The 20,993-nt window shown below is 64.8% G+C and carries 15 protein-coding genes and 1 pseudogene; 11 read left to right on the top strand and 5 right to left on the bottom strand.

Translation table 11 applies throughout. The annotated features are described in order from the left end of the window. From Q8Q83_RS15315 to Q8Q83_RS15285, 7 genes and pseudogenes are all read left to right on the top strand, one after another. Positions 1–415: pseudogene (locus Q8Q83_RS15315) on the top strand (hypothetical protein); the annotation flags it as partial. Positions 416–506: 91 nt separating this feature from the next. Continuing rightward, positions 507–1,232 (top strand): RDD family protein, encoded by a 726-nt coding sequence (locus tag Q8Q83_RS15310; RefSeq protein ID WP_305624990.1) that lies wholly within the window; start codon positions 507–509, stop codon positions 1,230–1,232. Further along, entirely contained in the window at positions 1,229–2,209 is a 981-nt protein-coding gene (locus tag Q8Q83_RS15305) for a stage II sporulation protein M (protein WP_305624989.1), read from the top strand. Before Q8Q83_RS15310 ends, Q8Q83_RS15305 begins: the two co-directional genes overlap by 4 nt. After that, positions 2,196–3,767 (top strand): DUF4129 domain-containing protein, encoded by a 1,572-nt coding sequence (locus tag Q8Q83_RS15300; RefSeq protein ID WP_305624988.1) that lies wholly within the window; start codon positions 2,196–2,198, stop codon positions 3,765–3,767. Before Q8Q83_RS15305 ends, Q8Q83_RS15300 begins: the two co-directional genes overlap by 14 nt. Beyond that, positions 3,764–5,029, top strand: a complete 1,266-nt coding sequence (locus Q8Q83_RS15295) for a DUF4350 domain-containing protein (protein ID WP_305624987.1) — start codon at positions 3,764–3,766, stop codon at positions 5,027–5,029. The genes Q8Q83_RS15300 and Q8Q83_RS15295 overlap by 4 nt, the downstream gene beginning before the upstream one ends. After that, a complete protein-coding gene (locus Q8Q83_RS15290) occupies positions 5,026–6,108 on the top strand; it encodes a MoxR family ATPase (RefSeq protein WP_305624986.1) in 1,083 nt (360 codons plus the stop codon). Before Q8Q83_RS15295 ends, Q8Q83_RS15290 begins: the two co-directional genes overlap by 4 nt. 25 nt (positions 6,109–6,133) lie before the next feature. Further along, positions 6,134–7,465: a DUF58 domain-containing protein gene (locus tag Q8Q83_RS15285; protein ID WP_305624985.1), complete on the top strand. Its 1,332-nt coding sequence runs from the start codon at positions 6,134–6,136 to the stop codon at positions 7,463–7,465. Positions 7,466–7,870: 405 nt separating this feature from the next. Here Q8Q83_RS15285 and Q8Q83_RS15280 read toward each other — a convergent pair whose 3' ends face one another. Continuing rightward, entirely contained in the window at positions 7,871–8,353 is a 483-nt protein-coding gene (locus tag Q8Q83_RS15280; RefSeq protein ID WP_305624984.1) for a glutathione peroxidase, read from the bottom strand. A gap of 148 nt (positions 8,354–8,501) precedes the next feature. Further along, a complete protein-coding gene (locus Q8Q83_RS15275; protein ID WP_305624983.1) occupies positions 8,502–8,987 on the bottom strand; it encodes a peptidylprolyl isomerase in 486 nt (161 codons plus the stop codon). Here Q8Q83_RS15275 and Q8Q83_RS15270 point away from each other — a divergent pair. From Q8Q83_RS15270 to Q8Q83_RS15255, 4 genes are all read left to right on the top strand, one after another. Further along, positions 8,956–9,303, top strand: a complete 348-nt coding sequence (locus Q8Q83_RS15270; RefSeq protein ID WP_305624982.1) for a DUF3565 domain-containing protein — start codon at positions 8,956–8,958, stop codon at positions 9,301–9,303. The genes Q8Q83_RS15275 and Q8Q83_RS15270 overlap by 32 nt on opposite strands. Beyond that, positions 9,304–10,488 carry an acetate kinase gene (locus tag Q8Q83_RS15265; protein WP_305624981.1) on the top strand — a complete coding sequence of 395 codons (1,185 nt, stop codon included), beginning with the start codon at positions 9,304–9,306 and terminating at the stop codon, positions 10,486–10,488. A 174-nt stretch (positions 10,489–10,662) separates the two neighbouring features. Further along, positions 10,663–12,807: a phosphate acetyltransferase gene (pta, locus tag Q8Q83_RS15260; protein ID WP_305624980.1), complete on the top strand. Its 2,145-nt coding sequence runs from the start codon at positions 10,663–10,665 to the stop codon at positions 12,805–12,807. Between the two features lie 334 nt (positions 12,808–13,141). Then, complete coding sequence (locus Q8Q83_RS15255) at positions 13,142–14,047, top strand: acyltransferase (protein WP_305624979.1); 906 nt, start codon at positions 13,142–13,144, stop codon at positions 14,045–14,047. A 319-nt stretch (positions 14,048–14,366) separates the two neighbouring features. On the opposite strand, the gene Q8Q83_RS15250 is transcribed toward Q8Q83_RS15255, so the two are convergent. The 3 genes from Q8Q83_RS15250 to Q8Q83_RS15240 all read right to left on the bottom strand — a co-directional run. Then, a complete protein-coding gene (locus Q8Q83_RS15250; protein ID WP_305624978.1) occupies positions 14,367–16,508 on the bottom strand; it encodes a bifunctional diguanylate cyclase/phosphodiesterase in 2,142 nt (713 codons plus the stop codon). A gap of 733 nt (positions 16,509–17,241) precedes the next feature. Then, a complete protein-coding gene (locus Q8Q83_RS15245; protein WP_305624977.1) occupies positions 17,242–19,377 on the bottom strand; it encodes a bifunctional diguanylate cyclase/phosphodiesterase in 2,136 nt (711 codons plus the stop codon). 21 nt (positions 19,378–19,398) lie between these two features. Beyond that, on the bottom strand, positions 19,399–20,993 hold a 1,595-nt coding region (locus Q8Q83_RS15240), incomplete at its 5' end, for a response regulator (protein WP_305624976.1).

The raw sequence follows: 20,993 nt of genomic DNA, 5'->3' as shown, positions 1-20,993 counted from the left end.
CAATATGGTCGGCATCCGTCGCGCCGCCGATCAACCGATCAGCTTCAATGAGATTTTCAGCCACTTCGGCCGCACCCTGCCGCTGGTGATCACGGCCATAGTGAGCATGCTGCTGATCTACCTGGGCATGCTGTTGCTGATCATTCCAGGCCTCTACCTGGCCATCGCCTATATGCTGGCGATCCCCCTGGTAGTCGAGCGCGGCCTGTCGCCCTGGCAGGCCATGGAGGCCTCGCGCAAAGCCATCAGCCAGCATTGGTTCAAGATCTTCGGCCTGTTTCTGCTGCTCGGCCTGATCACACTGATCAGCGCCATTCCGCTGGGCATCGGTCTGGTCTGGAGCATTCCGCTGTTCGTCATCGCCATGGGCGTGCTCTATCGCACCATCTTCGGCGTACTGCCCGCGCCGCAATAAACAGCCTCCTGGCACCGGCTCAGCGCACTGAGCCGGTTGCTTCCCCGCCTGCTGCTGGCTAGCATCGGGCTTTCCTCGACGCAGTTAGCCGATGTCGCTCAGTTCAAGCACGCAACCATACGCCGCTCAGCGCCCCTTGCTGGACACCCGCTATCAGGTGGAAACCCCGGAAGGCATCGACCTGATCCTGCGTCCGGCAGGCCTGGTACCGCGCGCCTTGGCCTTCGCCATAGACCTACTGATTCGGGGCGTGCTGCTCGGCGTGCTGTTTAGCCTGCTGGCACTGCTGGGCCAGTTCGGCATGGGCCTGGGCACCATACTGCTGTTCCTGGTGACCTGGTGGTACATGGTGCTGTTCGAGGTGCTCAACCAGGGTCGTTCGCCGGGCAAGAAAATGATGGGTTTGCGGGTGATTCATGACGACGGCACGCCCATCGGCTGGGCCGCCTCGCTGACCCGCAACCTGCTGCGTTTCGTCGATATCCTGCCCTTCGCTTACGCCCTCGGCATTCTGAGCTGCCTCAATCACCCGGCCTTCAAACGCCTGGGGGATATCGCCGCCGGCACCCTGGTGGTGTACTCCAATAGCGCGCCGGCCACACCCAAGCTGGCGCAGGCCGAGGCCCTGCGCGCGCCTTTCAGCATGAGCCTGAGCGAGCAACGCGCCCTGCTCGGTTTTGCCGAGCGCGCCGCAACGCTATCCAGCGCTCGGCGCCTGGAGCTGGCGGCGATTCTGGCCGAGCCGTTGCAAGTGCCCCCCGATCAGGCCGAACAGCAGATCCATGGCATCGCCCGCGGCTTGTTGGGTTCGTCATGAAGCAGAGCCTCTTCGAAAGCCGCCATCAAGCCGACTGGCTGACCTTTAGTGCGCAACTCGAAGCGCTGGAGCGCGGCAAGGCCGACAGCCAGCAGTGCAAAGGCTTTGCCGCCGATTACCGGCGCCTGTGCCAGCAATTGGCCCTGGCGCAGAGTCGCGGCTACAGCAGCCACCTGATCGAGCATTTGCAGCAACTGGCGATGCGCGGCCATCAGCAGTTCTATCGCCATCGCAGCCCGCTGGGCGGCCAGCTGCTGGGCTTTATCCTGGCCGGCTTTCCGCGCCTGGTGCGCGCCGAATGGCGTTTCGTGGCGGCCGCCAGCCTGCTGTTTTTCGGCAGCCTGGTGGTCATGGGCCTGCTGGTCTATCTGTTTCCCGACCTGATCTACAGCCTGGTCGCCCCCGATCAGGTGGAGGAGATGGAAAAGATGTACGACCCCGAGGCCCGGCGTATCGGCCGCTTCGGCGAACGCGACTCCGGTGATGACTGGGTGATGTTCGGCTACTACATCATGAACAATATCGGCATCGCCTTTCAGACCTTCGCCAGCGGCCTGCTGCTGGGCCTCGGCAGCCTGTTCTTCCTGCTGTTCAACGGCCTGATGATCGGCGCGGTGGCCGGCCACCTGACGCAGATCGGCTATGGCGAAACCTTCTGGTCCTTCGTGGTCGGCCACGGCGCCTTCGAGCTGACGGCTATCGCCCTGGCCGGCGCCGCCGGCTTGAAACTCGGCTGGGCGCTGCTGGCTCCCGGCCGTTTGCCGCGCGGCGAAGCCCTGCGCCTGGCCGCCGGGCACAGCGTGCGGCTGGTCGGCGGAGTGATTGTATTCCTGCTGCTAGCCGCCTTTATCGAGGCCTATTGGTCGTCCATAAGCCTGGCCAGCCCAATGGTCAAATACTGGGTGGGCGCCGGCCTCTGGCTATTGGTCTTGAGTTATCTGCTGCTGGCCGGCCGAGGTGCCCATGCGCCTGACTGATGCCAGCGTGGCGATCCGCCCGCGCAGCGCCTGGGAAGCCATGGACCTCGGCGTGCTGTTGGCCAAGCGACATGCCGGCCTGCTGATGGCCAGCTGGGCGCTGCTGACCCTGCCGATCTTCGCCCTGCTGTGCCTGCTGCTGTGGGACTACCCGAGCATCGCCGTGCTGTTGTTCTGGTGGCTGAAACCGGCCTTCGAGCGCCTGCCGCTGTATATCCTGTCGCATGCCCTGTTCGGCGCCACGCCCAGCCTCAAGCAGGCCTTCAAAGCCTTGCCCCGACTGCTCAAGCCGCAGCTGCTGGCCAGCCTGACCTGGCGCCGGCTGAGCCCGACGCGCAGCTTCGATCTGCCGGTGTTGCAGCTCGAAGGCCTGGCGGGCAAGGCGCGCAGCCAGCGCTTGATCGTCCTCGGCCAGCGTGACGCCGGCGGCGCCAGCTGGCTGACGGTGGTCGGCTTTCTCCTGGAAATGGCCCTCTGGTCCGGCCTGATCAGCCTGTTCTATCTGCTCCTGCCGGCGCAGCTCGAACTGGACTGGAGCTGGGAAAGCCTGGTCAACGCCGCCTCCGGTGACTGGCTGTGGCTGGAGCACCTGTCCAACCTGCTGTACGTCCTGATCCTGATTATCTGGGAGCCGGTCTACGTCGCCTGCGGCTTCACCCTCTACCTGAACCGCCGTACCGCCCTGGAGGCCTGGGACATCGAACTGGTGTTCCGCCAGTTGCGCCAGCGCCTGACCGGCATCGCCTATGCCCTGCTGCTGGGTGGCGGCCTGTTGCTGCTGCAGCTGCCGAGCAGCGCCATGGCGGCGGACAGCAGCTGCCCGCTGCCGGTGGAGGACCCCATGGGCCCGCAGGCCGCGCGCCTGCTCAAGCAACCGCTGACCAGCCAGGCGGCGCAGCACAGTATCAGCCAGCTGCTCGACCAGCCGCCCTTCCAGCACCGGGAAACCGTGACCCGCTGGCGCTTGGGCGACAAAGCCGAAGAGCCGGACAAGGACAGTGGCAAGTTCCTGCTGGAACTGCTGGAGAAGTTCTTCAAGCTGACCGAGATGTGGAAAAGCCTCGACACCGTCGCGCTGTTCTTCGAAGCCGTGCTCTGGGCCGCGCTGTTCGGCCTGATCGCCTGGCTGCTGTGGCGTTACCGCGAGTGGCTCAGCGCCTTTGCCGGCCGCCTGCGCCTGCCGCGGTCGCGCGACTACCAGCCCCCGAGCCAGTTGTTCGGCCTGGAGGTGGCGCCGCAAAGCCTGCCGGACTATATCGCCGGCGAAGTCGAACGACTCTGGGATGAACAACCCCGCGCCGCCCTCGGCTTGCTCTACCGCGCGCTGCTTAGCCGCCTGCTGCATCAGCAGCGTCTGGCACTGAAGAGCTCGCACACCGAAGCCGAAGTGCTGCAACTGGTGCAACAGCTCGAGCAGCAGGAGCTGAGCCAGTTCAGCCAGGCCCTGACCCGCCACTGGCAAAACCTCGCCTACGGCCATCGCCTGCCGCCAGCCGCCCTCAAGCAAGGCCTGTGCACGGCCTGGCGGCGCCTGTTCGAGCCAGGAGCCCCGGCATGAACCGGCGCCTGCAACTGCTGCTCGGCGGCGCCGTGCTGATCGTCCTCGGCCTCCTGGGCAGCTACCTGCTAAGCCGCCTCGAAGCCTACGAGGACAGCATCGAACACGGCCCCGCCCCCGAGGCGCAAGCCAATCCCTATCTGGCCGCCGAGCACTTTCTGCGCAAGCAAGGCCTGCAGGTCGCCCGGGCCGACGGCCTGGAGGTGTTGCAAAGCCTGCCAAGCGCCGGCCAGACCCTGCTATTGCTGGGCGACCGCGCGCGCATGACGCCCAAGCAAACCGAACGCCTGCTGACCTGGGCGGCCAAGGGCGGTCACCTGCTGTTCGTCGCCGAACGCCTGTGGGACGAGGAAGAGGGCAAGAGTGGCGACCTGCTGCTCGACAGCCTGGGTATCCAGCAATACGAGAGCGAAGACCTCGACGAAGCAGAAGTCGAGGCAGAAACAGAGGAAGACACAGAGACAGAGGTCACGGAGAAAGCTGAGCCAGCGGATACCCGCGCAGCCGCAGCGCCGGCCACCGAGCCGGCTGAACAGCCCGAAGACGACAACGCCTACCCCGAGCTGACCCAGCTCTATCTGGAAAACGAAGAGGCGCCGGCCTACTTCAGCTTCGATACCGACTTTCACCTGTACGATGCAAAAAACCGCGCCCACGCCTGGGCCAACAGCGATGCCGCCACCCACCTGTTGCAGCTCTACCATGGCGATGGCCTGATCAGCGTGGTCAGCGACAGCTGGATCTGGCAGAACCAGCAGATCGGCGACTACGACCACGCCTGGCTGCTCTGGTATATGACCCAGGACAGCCAGGTGACCCTGCTCTACCGCGCCGAGCGCGACGACCTGTTCAGCCTGCTGCTGCGGCATTTCCCCCAGGCGCTGGCAGCACTGACCCTATTGATTGGGTTCGGCCTGTGGCATCTGGGCATGCGCCAGGGTCCGCTGCAGCTGCCGGCCAGCCGCAGCCGCCGGCAACTGCAGGAACACCTGCGCGGCAGTGCCGATTTTCTGCTCCGCCACAGTGGCCAGCACAGCCTGCTGCAAGGCCTGCAGCAGGATATCCAGCGCCGCGCGCGGCACCGTCATCCCGGTTTCGAACGCCTCGGCGTGGCCGAACAGTGGCAGGTGCTCAGCCGCCTGACCCGCCAGCCGTCCAGCTTTATCAGCCAGGCCATGCGGCCGTTGCCCAAGCAGCGCCTGGCCGCCGCCGACTTCACCCGCCAGGTCGCCAACCTGCAAACCCTCAGGAATGCCCTATGAGCGAACAGATACTCGAACAGCCGGTAAGTACTGCCCTAGAGCCGGCCAGCGCCACCCCAGCAATAGCGCCGATTGTGGCGGAGGTTCCAACGCCAGCGCCGAGCGCTGCCAATCCGAATAACCAGCGCCAGCGCGCCAGCCAGCTGGCCCAAGCCCTGCGCGCGGAGCTGCAGAAGGCCCTGATCGGCCAGACGGCAGTGATCGATGACGTGCTCGGCGCCCTGATCGCCGGCGGCCATGTGCTGGTCGAAGGCGTCCCGGGGCTCGGCAAGACCCTGCTGGTGCGGGCCCTGGCGCGCTGCTTCGGCGGCGAGTTCGCGCGCATCCAGTTCACCCCGGACCTGATGCCCAGCGACGTCACCGGCCATGCGGTGTACGACCTCGCCAGCGAGCAGTTCAAGCTGCGCAAGGGCCCGGTGTTCACCAACCTGCTGCTGGCCGACGAGATCAACCGCGCCCCGGCCAAGACCCAGGCGGCGCTGCTGGAAGTCAGGCAGGAACGCCAGGTCACCCTGGAAGGCCGCGCCCTGAGCGTGCCACAGCCCTTTATGGTGCTGGCCACGCAGAACCCGATCGAGCAGGAAGGCACCTACCCGCTGCCGGAAGCCGAGCTGGACCGCTTTATGCTGAAGCTGCGCATGGACTATCCGGAGCAGGGCGAAGAACTGCATATGGTTCGCCAGGTGGCCCGTTCGAGCAAAGCCGACATGCTCGAAGTCACCCCGCTGCGCACCCTGCTGCAGGCCCGCGACGTGCTGGCGCTGCAGAAAATCGCCAGCGACCTGCCGATCGACGAACAGGTGCTCGACTACGCCGTGCGCATCGCCCGTGCCACCCGCAGCTGGCCGGGCCTGTCCATCGGCGCCGGGCCGCGTGCCTCGATTGCCCTGGTGCGCTGTGGCCGGGCCCGCGCCCTGCTGCGCGGCGGCGACTTCGTGCTGCCGGATGACATCAAGGGCTGCGCCCTGGCCGTGCTGCGCCACCGCGTGCGGCTGTCGCCGGAGCTGGATATCGAAGGCCTGTCGGTCGATCAGGTGCTGCAACAACTGCTCGACCAGATACCGGCACCGCGCCTATGACCCCCGCATTGCAAGGCGTGACCGCATGAAACCATCGCGCGCGCTGCTGGCCCTGCTGGCCGGACTGTTCGCCCTGGGCATCCTGCTCGGGGCGTGCAGCGCCCTGGCCATAGCCGTGCCGCGCAGCCTCACCCCGATCTACTGGGGCCTGCTGCTGGTGCTACTGGGCCTGGCGCTGCTCGACGCCCTGCGTCTGCGCCAGCTGCCCTCGCCACGCCTGGAACGCCAGCTGCCCGGCAATCTGCCGCTGGGGCGCTGGAGCGAGGTACGCCTGAGCCTGCACCACAGCTATGCCAGCCCCGTGCAGGTGCAGGTGTTCGACCATCTGCCGGGCGCCATGGCGTTCGAGCATTTGCCGCTCAAGGTCGACCTGCATCCGGGTGAACAGACCCAGGTCAGCTACCGCGTGCGTCCGCTGCTGCGCGGGCACTTCCACTTCCCCCAGTGCGAGCTCAGCCTGCCCAGCCCCATGCGGCTGTGGCGCGCCCGGCGTTATCTGCCGGTCAGCGGCGAAACCCGCGTCTACCCGGACTTCGCCCGTCTGTATGGCGCGCAATTGATGGCGGTGGACGACTGGCTCAGCCAGCTCGGCGTGCGCCAGCGCCCGCGTCGCGGCCTGGGCCTGGAGTTTCATCAGCTGCGCGAATTCCGCGACGGCGACAGCCTGCGGCAGATCGACTGGAAAGCCACCGCGCGCAAACGCACCCCCATTGCCCGCGAATACCAGGACGAACGCGATCAGCAGATCATCTTCCTGCTCGATTGCGGCCGGCGCATGCGCAGCCAGGATGGCGAGCTGTCGCACTTCGATCACGCCCTCAACGCCTGCCTGCTGCTCAGCTACGTGGCGCTGCGCCAGGGCGATGCGGTGGGCCTGTCGACCTTCGCCGGCACGCAGAACCGCTTCCTCGCCCCGGTCAAAGGCCAGGCGCAGCTGAATGTATTGCTCAACGCCCTGTATGACCTGCACAGCACCCAGCAACCGGCGGACTTCGGCGCGGCGGTGGATGCCCTGCTCAGCCGCCAGCGCCGCCGCGCCCTGGTGGTGCTGGTGAGCAACCTGCGCGACGAAGACGATCAGGCGCTGTTGGGCGCAGTCAAACGCCTGGGCCGCCAACACCGGGTGCTGGTCGCCAGTCTGCGCGAGGAAGTGCTGGATACCCTGCGTCATACCCCGGTGCAGGACTTCGCCGGAGCCCTGGACTACTGCGGCACCCTGGATTACCTGAATGCCCGCGCCGGCCTGCACGAACGCCTGAGCGCCCACAAGGTGCCGGTGCTGGACGCCCGCCCCAGCGAGCTGGGGCCGCAACTGGTGAGCAGTTATCTAGCCTGGAAGAAGGCTGGGGTGCTGTAACCAGGCCGCCTATCTCATAGGTTGGATTACGCGGCGTTCAACAAGGACGGCAGCAACAGAAGGGAACAAACTTATGCGCGGCGTCCTCGGCAGATCGCCCGATTAAGCCGGCAGCCTGGCTGCGCACAAGCGGCAATCACCAAGAGTGCGCAGCCTTGGCGCAAATGACCTGAGAACCTGTTTACGATCTGCTGCGCGTCGGCCATCCGGCGTTAAAAACAGTCTCGGAATGCCGCTTGCGGCTAGCGCGCTTTAGCGCGACCCGAAGGGCGAGTGAAACGAGTAATGCTCATTTACAGCTCGGAAACTGCGCTTCCTCGGCGCTTTGACCAGCCGAAGGCTGTTACTAACGTAGCGCCTTGCCTGGTTCTAGCTCGCGAGATCCAAAACAGGTTCTGAAAATAATTAACCCAGCGCCTTTTCGATGGCCAGGATCAGCGCCGGATCATCCGGCGTGGTGCGCGGGGAGAAACGCGCCAGCACGCGGCCATCGTGACCGACCAGAAATTTCTCGAAATTCCAGGTGATATCGCCGGGAAACTCGGCGCCCTCGCCCGCCAGCAGGCGGTACAGCGGATGACGCTCGGGGCCGTTGACCTCCAGCTTGCTGCCCAGGGGAAAGGTCACCCCGTAATTCAGGCTGCAGAACGTGCGAATCGCCTCTTCGCTGTCCGGCTCCTGCTCGGCGAACTGGTTACACGGCAAGCCCAACACGCTGAAGCCATGGCCCTTGTACTGCTGGTGGAGCTTTTCCAGGCCGGCGTACTGCGGGGTCAGACCACACTTGGAGGCGACATTGACCACCAGCACCACCTGCCCCTTGAAGGGGGCCAGCGGCAGCTCCTGACCATCCAGCGCACGCAGATTGAGGTCGTGAAAGGCACTCATGACTAACTCCTTGAGAACACAATGATCGCGCGTAGAGGACAAAAAAGGCGCCTATCTGAAGGCGCCTTTGTTTTAACCCAGCTTAGCAGTCGAGCCAGCAGTTGATACGACCATAAGTCGATTTGCGGCTACGACATAAGGCTATGCCTTAGTGGTGATGACCACCTTCGCCGTGGATATGACCATGGGCCAGCTCTTCTTCGCTGGCATCGCGCACGCTGATCACCTTGACCTTGAAGTTCAGGCGCTGGCCGGCCAGCGGGTGGTTGCCGTCGACAATCACGTCTTCGCCGTCCAGTTCACGGATGGTGACGATTTGCATGCCGCCGTCTGGACCCGAGGCATGGAACTGCATGCCGACTTCCAGCTCCTCGACGCCTTCGAACATCGAACGGTTGAGGGTGGCTACCAATTCGGCGCTGTATTCGCCGTAGGCGTCTTCCGGCTCGACGGAGACGTCCAGCTCGTCACCGACCTGCTTGCCCAGCAGGGCCTTTTCCAGGCCGCCGATGATATTGCCGGCACCGTGCAGATAGGCCAGCGGCGCGCCGCCTGCGGAACTGTCGATCACCTCACCGGCATCGTTAGTCAGGGTATAGTCGATGGAGACGGCCTTATTGGCGGCGATCAGCATGGGGCAGGACCTTTTGCTTGGAAATAAAGAACGGACAAGTTTACCCAAGGGCCGGCGCGAAAGCGAACCGGAGCTAGACGGACGGACAAGCGCGGCCTCGGTGCGCCTGCTCGATTTCCGTCAGGATGAGCATGGCCACTGGGTGGCCGTGCTGTCCTGCGGCCATACTCAGCACCTGCGCCACCAGCCGCCGTGGCAGGATCGCGCCTGGGTGATGGACGCCGCCCAGCGCCACGCGCAGATCGGCGAGCCCTTCGTCTGCGGCTGGTGCGCCGCCGCCTCTGGCAACCCGAACCAAGCAGACCAGGAGCGGTAAATGCCGGCACGCACTATTCTGGTGATCAACTGCGGCAGCTCATCGATCAAGTTTGCCCTGGTCAACCCAGCCCAGGCGCAATTCGCCCTCAGCGGCCTGGCCGAGCGCCTCGGCAGCCCCGATGCGCAGGTGCATTGGCAACAGGGCGCCAGCAAGCAGCATCTGGCCCTGCCCGCTGCCGACCACCGCGCCGCCCTGGCCCAGTTGCTGCCGCTGGTGCAGAGCGCGGCTGGCGGCCAGCTGCACGGCATCGGCCACCGCGTGGTGCATGGCGGTGAACACTTCACCGCCGCCTGTCGCCTGGATCCAGCCAGCCTGAGCGTCATTCGCGCCACCGCGCCCCTGGCCCCGCTGCATAACCCGGCCAACCTGCTCGGTATCGAGGCGGCGTTCAAGTTGTTCCCCGATCTGCCCCAGGTGGCGGTGTTCGACACCGCCTTCCACCAGACCCTGCCCGAGCACGCCTACCGCTATGCCCTGCCGGAGGCGCTGTACCGCGAGCATGGCGTACGCCGTTACGGCTTCCACGGCACTAGCCATAGATTCGTCAGCCAACGTGCCGCCGAGCTGAGCGGCCTGGCCGTTGCTGCCAGCAGTTGGCTGGTGGCGCATCTGGGCAACGGCTGCTCGACCTGCGCGGTAGTCAACGGCCAGAGCCGCGACACCAGCATGGGCCTGACCCCGCTGGAAGGGGTGGTGATGGGTACCCGCAGCGGCGATGTCGACCCCAACCTGCACAGCCACCTGGCCCGCACCCTGGGCTGGAGCCTGGAGCAGATCGAAACCCTGTTGAATAACAACAGTGGCCTGCTCGGCCTGTCCGGGCTGTCCAACGATATGCGCAGCCTGGAGCAGGCCCGCGAACAGGGCCACCCCGGCGCAACCCTGGCCATCGAGGTGTTCTGCTACCGCCTGGCCAAGTCCCTGGCGGCCATGAGCTGCGCCCTGCCCCAGTTGGACGGGCTGATCTTCACCGGCGGCATAGGCGAAAACTCGCCGCTGATCCGCAGCAAGACGGTCGCCCACCTCAGGCTGTTCAACCTGGCCCTGGATCAGCAGGCCAACGCGCGCACCATCGCCGGCTTGGCCGGCCCCATTCAGGCCGCGGGCCATCCGCGCGTGCTGGTGGTGCCGACCAACGAAGAACGCCAGATCGCCCTGGACAGCCTGGCGCTGCTCAACTGAGCGCGCCGACTCGACGATCGACACAGAGGTAGGTTGGGTTGAGAAGCGCAGCGACGAAGCCCAACAAGCGGTCCCGATTACCACGTCGGAGCCACGGCAAACACCGCCCGTTGGGCTTCGCTGCGCTCAGCGCCAACCTACCTGTAGCGCCCGTCTGACAAGATTGGAGATCCCATGCATAGTTTTTTTATCGCCCCCACCGGCTTCGGTGTCGGCCTTACCTCGATCAGCCTGGGCCTGGTCGGCGCCCTGGAGCGCGCCGGGCTCAAGGTCGGCTTCTTCAAGCCCATCGCCCAACCGCACCAGGGCGACCTGGGCCCGGAGCGCTCCAGCGAGCTGATCGCCCGCACCCACGGCCTGCACTCGCCCAAGCCGCTGGCGCTGAGCCACGTCGAGCGCATGCTCGGCGACGGCCAGTTGGATGAGCTGCTGGAAGAGATCATCAGCCTTTATCAGCAGGCCGCCGCCGGCAAGGATGTGGTGATAGTCGAGGGCATGGTGCCGACCCGCCAGGCCAGCTACGCCGCGCGGGTCAACTTCCACCTGGCCAAGAGCCTGGACGCCGAGGTGATCCTGGTCTCGGCGCCGGAGCAGGAGCAGGAGAGCCTCGGCGAACTGTGCGACCGGGTGGAAATCCAGGCGCAGCTGTTCGGCGGGCCGCAAGACCCGAAAGTGCTGGGCCTGATCCTCAACAAGGTGCGCAGCGAGGACGGCCTGCCGGCCTACGCCAAGCGCCTGAAAGAACACTCGTCGCTGTTCAAGAGCGATGATTTTCGCCTGCTCGGCTGCATTCCCTGGCAGGACGAGCTGAACGCCCCGCGCACCCGCGATATCGCCGACCTGCTCGGCGCCCGGGTGCTCAACGCCGGCGATTACGAACAGCGGCGCATGCTCAAGATAGTGCTGTGCGCCCGCGCGGTGGCCAACACGGTGCAGCTGCTCAAGCCCGGCACCCTGGTGGTGACGCCGGGGGACCGCGACGACATCATCCTCGCCGCCAGCCTGGCGGCGATGAACGGCATGCCCCTGGCCGGCCTGCTGCTGTGCAGCGACTTCGCCCCCGACCCACGCATCATGGAGCTGTGTCGCGGCGCCCTGCAGGGCGGCTTGCCCGTGCTGACGGTGAGTACCGGCTCCTACGACACCGCGACCAACCTCAACCGGCTGAACAAGGAAATCCCGGTGGACGACAAGGAGCGCGCGGAAAAGGTCGCCGATTTCGTCGCCAGCCATATCGACCACGAGTGGCTGTTCGCCCGCTGCGGCACGCCCCGCGAGTTGCACCTGTCGCCGCCGGCGTTCCGCTACCAACTGGTGCAGCGGGCCAAGGCCGCGAACAAGCGCATCGTCCTGCCGGAAGGCAGCGAACCGCGCACCGTACAGGCTGCCGCCATCTGCCAGGCCCGCGGCATCGCCCGCTGTGTGCTGCTGGCCAAAGCGGAAGAAGTGCAGGCGGTGGCCCATGCCCATGGCATCGAGCTACCGGAGGGCCTGGAAATCCTCGACCCGGACCTGATCCGCCAGCGCTATGTCGCGCCCATGGTCGAGCTGCGCCAGGGCAAGGGGCTGAACGCGCCCATGGCCGCCGCGCAACTGGAAGACAGCGTGGTGCTGGGCACCATGATGCTGGCCCTGGATGAGGTCGACGGCCTGGTCTCCGGCGCCATCCACACCACGGCCAACACCATCCGCCCGGCCCTGCAGCTGATCAAGACCGCGCCGGGCTTCAAGCTGGTGTCCTCGATCTTCTTTATGCTGCTGCCCGATCAGGTGGTGGTGTACGGCGATTGCGCGGTCAACCCCGACCCGACTGCCACCGAACTGGCGGAAATCGCCCTGCAGAGCGCCGCCTCGGCCAGCGCCTTCGGCATACCACCGCGGGTGGCAATGCTCAGTTATGCCACCGGCGACTCGGGCACCGGCGAGGAAGTCGAGAAAGTCCGTGAAGCCACGCGCCTGGCCAAGTTGCTCAACCCGCAGTTGCTGCTCGATGGCCCGCTGCAATACGACGCCGCCGCGATCGCCAGCGTCGGCCAGCAGAAGGCGCCGAACAGCCCGGTGGCCGGCCGCGCCACGGTGTTTATCTTCCCCGACCTGAACACCGGCAACACCACCTACAAGGCGGTGCAACGCAGCGCCGACTGCGTCAGCGTCGGCCCCATGCTGCAAGGGCTGCGCAAACCGGTGAATGACCTGTCCCGCGGCGCGCTGGTCGAGGATATCGTCTACACCATCGCCCTGACCGCAATCCAGGCGGCCAATCTGCCGCAACCAAACCTTGAACCGGGCGCAGCAACACCTGCCAGACCGAACAAATAGTGGTAAAAAGCGGCGAACCACGGCGATCACCAGCGTTTCGCAGGGCTTGCAGTTCAGTGAACAATCGTTAACCTGTGCGCCGACCGACCCGTGGTGAAAAACCACGGGCATAGCAGGCCGTTGAAAAATGTAGCGAGCGACGGCTAGGCAAGGCGCAACGCAGTAACAGCTTCGCTGGTAAATCGGCCGAGAAAGCGCAGTTTACGTGGTGTAAATGAGCATTTTGAGGCCGATTTCAACGCTGCATAGCGCGCGAAGCCCGCAGTAGTTTTTCAATGGCCTGATAGATAGATCAGGGACCTTTGTCCCTCTTATTTGGAGGCGCCTGCCCCCTATGCTGCATTTTCTGCCTGCCCCGCTGCGTGGCCTGATCGCTGGCCTGCTGTTGGCCCTGAATACCCTGTTCTGGTGTTGGCCCCTATTTGCCCTCGCCCCGCTGAAACTGCTGCTGCCGATCCCCGCCGTGCACCGCGCGCTACGCTTTATGATGCACGCCAGCGCCGAGTCCTGGATTTCCACCAACAAGTTCTGGATGCATCTGGTCGGCCGCATCGAATGGGACGTCGAGGGGCTCAAGGGCTTCGACCAGCAGCATTCCTACCTGGTGACCAGCAACCACCAGAGCTGGGTGGATATTCTGGTGCTGCAGTACCAGCTCAACCAGCGCATGCCGCTGCTCAAGTTCTTCCTCAAGCAGGAACTGATCTGGGTGCCGGTGATCGGCCTGTGCTGGTGGGCGCTGGAGTTCCCCTTTATGCAGCGCTTCAGCAAGGAATACCTGGCCAAACACCCGGAAAAGCGCGGCCAGGACCTGGCTACCACACGCAAGGCCTGCGCGCGCTATCAGAGCAACCCGGTATCGGTGTTCAACTTCCTCGAAGGCACCCGCCTGTCGCCGGCCAAGCATGCGCAGCAGCAGTCACCCTTCAACAATCTGCTCAAGCCCAAGGCCGGCGGCATTGCCTTTGTGCTGGATGCCATGGGCGAGCAATTGCACAGCCTGGTCAACGTCACCATCCATTACCCTCAGGGCAGACCGGGCTTCTGGGACCTGCTCAGCGGGCGGATCGACAAGGTGGTGGTGCGCATGCAGGAGCTGCAGATCCCCGCGGAATTTATCGGCGGCAACTACGATCAGGACGAAGCCTACCGCCTGCAATTCCAGCAGTGGGTCAACCAGCTGTGGCTGGACAAGGACGCGCAGCTGAGCGAACTCAAGCAGCGCTTTCCAGCCAGCTAAACCTAGCCGAGTAGCATGCAAAAGCTTTAAAAAGGCTATGTACCAGTTATGTGTTGAAGCCTGTGGGCCGGCTAGGCGGTACCTGAAGCGCGGTAATCCGTAGGGTGGGTTAGGCGCATGACCACGGGCTATCTGCTGATGCGTAGTCAGTTGCGCCGTAACCCACCAGAGGAGGCAGGCCGACTAGCGCTTGGTGGGTTACGTGGCGCTCCAATTGCGCAGTTGCTTTGCCAATCCGTCTCTGCGCCACTAACCCACCCTACGAAAGCTGCGTGCAACACCTAATTGGGACATCGCCTTTAAAAAAACCACCGTCCGCCTATTCGGCGGGCTTTTCGTTGAGATACGGCAGAGCGCCCCAATCCAGCTGTTCCGGAAAGCCCTGGACCTGCTCGGCACTCAAGCCTGGCGCGACCAGAAAGCCCTGCATGATGGCGCACTTGTGCTGCACCAACCAATCGCGCTGGGCCAGGGTTTCCACCCCCTCGGCTATCACCTCCAGGCCCAGGTTGCGGCCCAGGTCGATGATGGTGCTGACCACCGCGGCATCGCGCGGCGAGTCGAGCATATTGGCGATAAACAGTCGGTCGATCTTCAGGGTGTCCAGTTCGAAGTGGCGCAGGTAGGCCAGCGACGAATAGCCGGTGCCGAAGTCGTCTATGGCGATCTTGACCCCCAGGGCGCGCAACTGGCGCAACTGCTCCTGGGTCGTCTGCAGGTCCTGCATCAAGGCGCTCTCGGTCACCTCGATCTCCAGCTGCGCGGGATTGAGTTGGTGTTCTTTAAGCACCCAGCGCAGCTCCTCGACCAGTTGCGGCATGCTGAACTGCACCGGGCTGACGTTCAGGCTCAGCACCGGGCTGGCGCCAAACTGCGCGCTTATGCGCTGGCACTGCTCGGCCCCGGCACGGAAAATCCAGCCGCCCAGGTGGTTGATCAGGCGGGTTTCTTCCAGCAACGGGATAAACACGCCGGGCGCCACGGTGCCGGCCGCCTTGTGCTGCCAGCGCAACAGCCCCTCGAAGCCGCGCAGGCGGCCGCTGTCGAGGTAGACCTGGGGCTGGTAGACCAGCACGAAGTCGTCATGTTCGATGGCGTTGCGCAGACTTTCCTCGAGCATCAGCCGGGAACGGGCGCGGCCGTTCATCTCCGGGGAAAAGAAGCGGTATTGCTGGCGGCCGGCGCGCTTGGCCTCGTACATGGCCATATCGGCGGCGCGCATCAGCCCCTCCACGGTCTGCCCGCACTCGGGAAAGCAGGCGATGCCGATACTGACGCTGAGGGTGACATCGATGCCGTCCAGGCGGTGGCGCACGGAAATCAGCTCGATCAGCTTCTCCGCCACCTTGGCGGCGTCCTCGGGATGGCCGAGCGTTTCCAGCAACACGGCGAATTCGTCGCCGCCGCTGCGCGCCAGGCAGTCATAGGGACGCAGGCTGTATTTGAGCTGCTCGCCGACCTCGCGCAGCAACAGGTCGCCGGCCGCATGGCCCAGGGAGTCGTTGATCCGCTTAAAACCATCCAGGTCGAGGTAGAGCACCGCCAGGCGCTGACCACTGCGCTCGGTACGCGCCAGCGCGCCCCCCAGCGCCTGGTGGAAGCCGTGGCGATTGAGCAGGCCGGTCAGGGCATCGGTGACCGCCTGCGACTGCAGCTGAGCATGCAGGCTGCGCACCGCCGACAGATCCAACGCTATCAGCACCATGCCCGGCTGCGCGTGCGGCAAGGGTGAGCAGGACAAGGCCACCGGCACACTGCCGCCGCTCTCGGTACGCAGGCTGGCCTCATGCAGGCGATAGGTCTCGTTGCGCCGCCAGTGGCGGTAGAACTCGGACAGGTGCCAGTCGCACTCGATCGACGGGCTGCTGATGCAGGACAACCATTCGCGCCCTTCCAGGTCGCTGATCCGGGTCTGCAGCATCTGCGCCATGGCGGGGTTGGCAAAATTGATCCGCCCGTCTTCGCCGACCACCAGGATGCCCTCGGCGGCATTGTTCAGCACCGAGGCATTGAAGGCCTGGGCCTGGTCCAGTTGCTGAGTCAGTTGCAGCAGTTCAGTGCGATGGCGCTCGCGCTCGAGCAGGCGCCGGATCTTGTGGCGCAAGATCGAGGGGGCGCAGGGTTTGACCACAAAGTCCACGGTGCTGCCCACATGGCCGCGCAGCAAGGTGTCCTGGCTCTGCGCCGCGGTCGACACCAGCACTATCGGCACCGTACGGCCGCGCGGGCTGCCGCGCAGGCGCTGGACCACTTCGAAGCCGTCCATATAGGGCAGCTGCACGTCCAGCAGGACCAGCCCGACCGTCTCCTCCAGCAGGAACTGCAGCGCCGCCTCACCCGAGTCGACAAAACTCAGTTGCCAATCGTTATCATCGAGCAGCGCCTGCAGATCCTCCGAGCGCTCATCCACCACCAATAAGATCTGCGTTTTGCTCTGAATGCTTGTCTGCACCTGTGCCATAACGCTCTCCTTTTCCCTGGCTTGCAGCACCTAAATCCTGACCTTCAGGGTAGATCATCGATTGCGCTCGCCGCGCCTGGCCCGCTTCTTCGACTACTCGGCCCAGGCCCTGCAAAAGCTACCGGAAGGTCGCCTTGCCGCAGCCTTACCCACAACCACAGATACCGCTCAGCACGCCTGCGCCGTTCCGCCATGACCTGAGTCTTGCACCGCAGGCGCAGTCGAAATTCCGCAGAATACGGCCGTGCCACTGCTGCCAGCGCTAGAACAACGACATAAGGGATCCCGACAGCGGGTTCGGAACGAACCACTGCAGCAAGCGCAACCCGAGAGATAAGGCGTAACGCCAATCGTCCATGTCAGCCCCAAGATCATTCCCTGTCGGCGGGTGCCTTGCACCGCAGCCGAAGACGCTAGCAAACCTTAGAATGCATTCTAGTCAGCAATTGGACTCTTGGTCGCGAGCCAGAGCGGAATCGACAGACGGTAAAACCTCAGCCAAGACCCGTGGAAAAGCCCGCCCCTGACGGCAATGCTGTTCACTTAGGGGGGGATCTCGCGCAAGCAAGGTTCACTGAACGTAGCCCGGATACAATCCGGGGGCAGGTTTGCAGGGGTAGAGTTTCCCCCCGGATTTCATCCGGGCTACAAAAATGCCGTTCACTTGGCTTAAGTGAACGGCATTGCGCCCCTGACGGCGCCTGCAGCGGCAATTGCGCAGCGCAGCCATTAATCAGGCCTCGGGCTTCCAGCTGGCCCAATCCAGCTGGGTCGGAAACGCCCCGGCCTGCTCCGCGCTCAACCCGGTTGCCACCAGAAAGCCCTGCATGGTGCTGCACTGATGGCTAATCAGCCAATCGCGCTGGGCGATGCTTTCCACCCCTTCGGCTATCACCTCCAGGCCAAGGTGGCGGCCCAGGTCGATGATGGTGCTGACGATCGCCGCGTCTTTCGGCGAATCGAGCATATTGGCGATAAACAGGCGGTCGATCTTCAGCGTATCCAGCTCGAAATGCCGCAGGTAGGCCAGCGACGAGTAGCCCGTACCGAAGTCGTCGATGGCGATGCGCACGCCCAGTTGGCGCAGTTGGTGCAATTGCTCGCGGGTGGTATCGAGGTTCTGCATCAGCGCGCTTTCGGTGACCTCCACTTCCAACTGCGAAGCTTTGAGCTGGTGTCTCTCCAGCACCCGCCGCAGATCGTCGACCAGTTGCGGCATGCTGAACTGCACAGGGCTGACGTTGAGACTGAGCAGCAGCGCCTCGCCGAATTGCGCCTGCCAGGCCCGGCACTGGCGAATACCCTGCTCGAATATCCAGTCCCCCAGACGGTTGATCAGCCGGGTCTCCTCCAGCAACGGGATAAACACGCCGGGCGCGATGGTCCCGGCGACCCGGTGCTGCCAGCGCAGCAAGGCCTCGAAACCGCGCAGGCGGCCGCTGGCCAGGTCGATCTGCGGCTGGTAGACCAACACGAAGTCGTCCTGCTCGATGGCCGTGCGCAGGCTTTCCTCGAGCATCAGCCGCGAGCGCGCCCGGCCGTTCATTTCCGGCGAGAAGAAGCGGTACTGGCGGCGCCCGGCACGCTTGGCCTCGTACATGGCCATGTCCGCCGCACGCAGCAGGCCATCCACCGTTTGCCCGCACTCGGGGAAACAGGCGATACCGACACTGGCGCCGAGGGTAATCTCGACGCCATCCACGCTGTGGCGTACCGAAACCAGCTCGATCAGTTTCTCCGCCACCCGCGCCGCATCCTCCGGGTGGTCCAGCGAGTCGAGTAGCGCGGTGAATTCGTCACCGCCCATACGCGCCAGGATGTCATAGGGGCGCAGGCCAGATTTCAACTTCTCCGCCACTTGGCACAGCACCTGATCGCCAGCATCGTGGCCGAGGGAGTCGTTGATGCGTTTGAAACCATCCAGATCCAGATAGAGCACCGCCATGCGCCGGCCACTGCGCTCGATGCGCGCCAGCGCGGACTCCAAGGCCTGGTGGAAGCCACGGCGGTTGAGCAAGCCGGTCAGCGAGTCGGTGATCGCCTGGAACTCCAACTGCGCATGCAGACGACTGACCGCCGACATGTCGAGGATGATCACCACCATGGAGCGCTGCATGCGCGGCAGCGGCGAACAGGACAGCGCCGCCGGCATCACCTCGCCATCAAAGGTGCGCAGGCTGGCGTCGTGCAACCGGTAGGGCTCGTTGCGTTTCCAATGGCGGTAGAAGTCCGACAGCTTCCAGTCACAGGTGATCGGCGGCTCATGCAGGTAGGCCAACAGCTCGGTACCGACCAGATCGGCCACCGCACCATGGAGCATCCGCGCCATGGCCGGGTTGGCGAAGCTGATGCGCCCCTCCTCCCCCACCACCAGAATGCCCTCGGCGGCGTTTTCCAGTAGCGAGGAATTGAAGGCCCGCGCGCTGTCCAACTGCAGGGTCAGCTGCAACAGGTCGCGGCGATTGCGCTCGAGCTTGAGCAGCGACTGGATCTTGTGGCGCAACACCTGCGGGTCGAAGGGCTTGAGGATAAAGTCCACCGCCCCGGCGGCATAGCCACGCAGCACGGCCTCCTGGGTATGGGCGATAGCCGAGACGAAGATGATCGGCGTGAAGCGGGTGCGCGGGCTGCCGCGCATCAGGCGGGCGACTTCGAAACCGTCCATGTTGGGCATCTGCACGTCCAGCAACACCAACTCGACGTCCTCGTCCAGCAGGCACTGCAGGGCCGCCGCGCCACAGTCCACGGTACGCACGGCCCAATCGCCGTCGTCGAGCAGCGCCTCCATGGCCACCAGATTTTCCGGGCGGTCATCCACCACCAGCAGGATACTGCTGCCCTGCGCCGCCTTAGGCTGTACTTGCCCCATCATGTCCTCCTTAGCAGCTGCTTAGCCCAGCTGCTCACGGCTTTCGTCGCCCTGCTGCCAAGGCTTGCCGGCGACTGGCTCGGCGCCGCTGAGCCAGCGTCCCAGCAGATCGAGCAGTTCCTGGCGTCCCACCGGTTTGGCCAGATAGTCGTCGGCACCGGCCGTGATGCACTTCTCGCGATCGCCCTTCATGGCGTGGGCCGTGAGGGCGATGATCGGAATACTGCAGCCATGCTCGCCCTTGAGCGCTTGGGTCGCCGCGTAGCCATCCATATTGGGCATGGCCATATCCATCAGGATCAGGTCGAAAGGTTCGCGCTGGTAACAGGCGATGGCCTCCAGGCCGTCCTTGGCCGGGGTGACCCTGAGCCCGACTTCATCGAGCAGCGCGGTGAGGGCATAGATGTTGCGCACATCGTCGTCCACCAGCAGCACACGGCTGCCCGCCAAGGGGTTGTCGTTGTGCAGCGCCGCCATAGCGGGCTGCGGATCGCGCACCTCGGTGAGGAAGCCCTGCACCGCGGCGCTGAGGCCGCCCAGGTCGTTGCCCGACTTGCGCACCACCACCGCGGAGTAGCGGCGCAGGCGCTGCAGGTTCTGCTGGGTGACATCCACCCCGGTATTGATCACCACCCGTGCGCCATTCAGCGGACGCTGGCGGTTGAGCGCTTCGAGCAGGTCGAAGCCATCCTGGTCCGGTAGGTCGAGATCGATCACCAGGGCATCGAAATGCCCCTCGCCGTAGGCAGCACGTGCCGCCTCGGCGCTGGAGGTGGCCACCACCGCGAAGCCCAACTGCTGCAGATGCTCGCGGTAGTGCTCGCGCTCCACCTCGACATCCTCGACCAACAGGAGGTGGGCAGCCTCATCCGGACCCTGTTGCAGGTCGGCGAACACCTGTTCCAGATCCTCGCGACCGATGGGCTTGACCAGGTAGCGCGTGCCGTCGTCCATCCGCCAGTCCACCGGCTGCGGGACGCAGGAGATGATGTGCACCGGCGTCCCCCGGTGCATCATCTGGCTGCGCAAGCGGCGGTAGATCTGCCAGCCACTGATGTCCGGCAGCAGGATGTCGAGAATCACCGCGCTGAAGCGCTCGTCCTGCAGCAACTGGGTGGCCTGCTTGCCGCTGCGGCAATGCACGGTGGCGAAGCCGTGGTTCTGCGCTTCCTCGGCAATCACCGCGGCGAAGTTGTCGTCGTCCTCGACTATCAACACCGCACTGCCCCGCCCCCGGCGCTGCGGCTCCTCGATTAGCGCCTCGTTCTGCAGCCCCGGCGCCACCGCCACCGGCAGCTCGACGATAAAGCACGAGCCCTGCCCAGGCGTGCTCTCCAGACGGATCTCACCGTCCAGGGCCCCGACCAATTGACGGGTGATGGCCAAGCCCAGGCCGGTGCCGCCGAAGCGGCGGCTGGTGGAACCATCGATCTGCTGGAAGGCCTGAAAAATCCGCTCATGCTGCTCCGCCGGGATGCCGATACCGGTGTCGCGCACGGCGAAGCGCAGCTTGGCGCGGCCGTCGGCGCAGGGTTGGCAGCTCACCGACAGTTCCACTTCGCCCTGTTCGGTGAACTTGAGCGCATTCGACAACAGGTTGCGCAGGATCTGATGCA

This window comes from Pseudomonas sp., from assembly GCF_030696055.1.
GTDB lineage: Bacteria > Pseudomonadota > Gammaproteobacteria > Pseudomonadales > Pseudomonadaceae > Aquipseudomonas.
Note: the sequence above shows the minus strand (reverse complement) of the source record. Positions and strands in the feature narration are given on the sequence as shown.

Bases quoted from the DNA above. Each gene is read 5' to 3' on its own strand.
- Q8Q83_RS15310 (WP_305624990.1), top strand. From the start codon at position 507: ATGTCGCTCAGTTCAAGCACGCAACCATACGCCGCTCAGCGCCCCTTG.
- Q8Q83_RS15305 (WP_305624989.1), top strand. From the start codon at position 1,229: ATGAAGCAGAGCCTCTTCGAAAGCCGCCATCAAGCCGACTGGCTGACC.
- Q8Q83_RS15300 (WP_305624988.1), top strand. From the start codon at position 2,196: ATGCGCCTGACTGATGCCAGCGTGGCGATCCGCCCGCGCAGCGCCTGG.
- Q8Q83_RS15295 (WP_305624987.1), top strand. From the start codon at position 3,764: ATGAACCGGCGCCTGCAACTGCTGCTCGGCGGCGCCGTGCTGATCGTC.
- Q8Q83_RS15290 (WP_305624986.1), top strand. From the start codon at position 5,026: ATGAGCGAACAGATACTCGAACAGCCGGTAAGTACTGCCCTAGAGCCG.
- Q8Q83_RS15285 (WP_305624985.1), top strand. From the start codon at position 6,134: ATGAAACCATCGCGCGCGCTGCTGGCCCTGCTGGCCGGACTGTTCGCC.
- Q8Q83_RS15280 (WP_305624984.1), bottom strand. From the start codon at position 8,353: ATGAGTGCCTTTCACGACCTCAATCTGCGTGCGCTGGATGGTCAGGAG.
- Q8Q83_RS15270 (WP_305624982.1), top strand. From the start codon at position 8,956: ATGGAGACGGCCTTATTGGCGGCGATCAGCATGGGGCAGGACCTTTTG.
- Q8Q83_RS15275 (WP_305624983.1), bottom strand. From the start codon at position 8,987: ATGCTGATCGCCGCCAATAAGGCCGTCTCCATCGACTATACCCTGACT.
- Q8Q83_RS15265 (WP_305624981.1), top strand. From the start codon at position 9,304: ATGCCGGCACGCACTATTCTGGTGATCAACTGCGGCAGCTCATCGATC.
- pta (WP_305624980.1), top strand. From the start codon at position 10,663: ATGCATAGTTTTTTTATCGCCCCCACCGGCTTCGGTGTCGGCCTTACC.
- Q8Q83_RS15255 (WP_305624979.1), top strand. From the start codon at position 13,142: ATGCTGCATTTTCTGCCTGCCCCGCTGCGTGGCCTGATCGCTGGCCTG.
- Q8Q83_RS15250 (WP_305624978.1), bottom strand. From the start codon at position 16,508: ATGGCACAGGTGCAGACAAGCATTCAGAGCAAAACGCAGATCTTATTG.
- Q8Q83_RS15245 (WP_305624977.1), bottom strand. From the start codon at position 19,377: ATGGGGCAAGTACAGCCTAAGGCGGCGCAGGGCAGCAGTATCCTGCTG.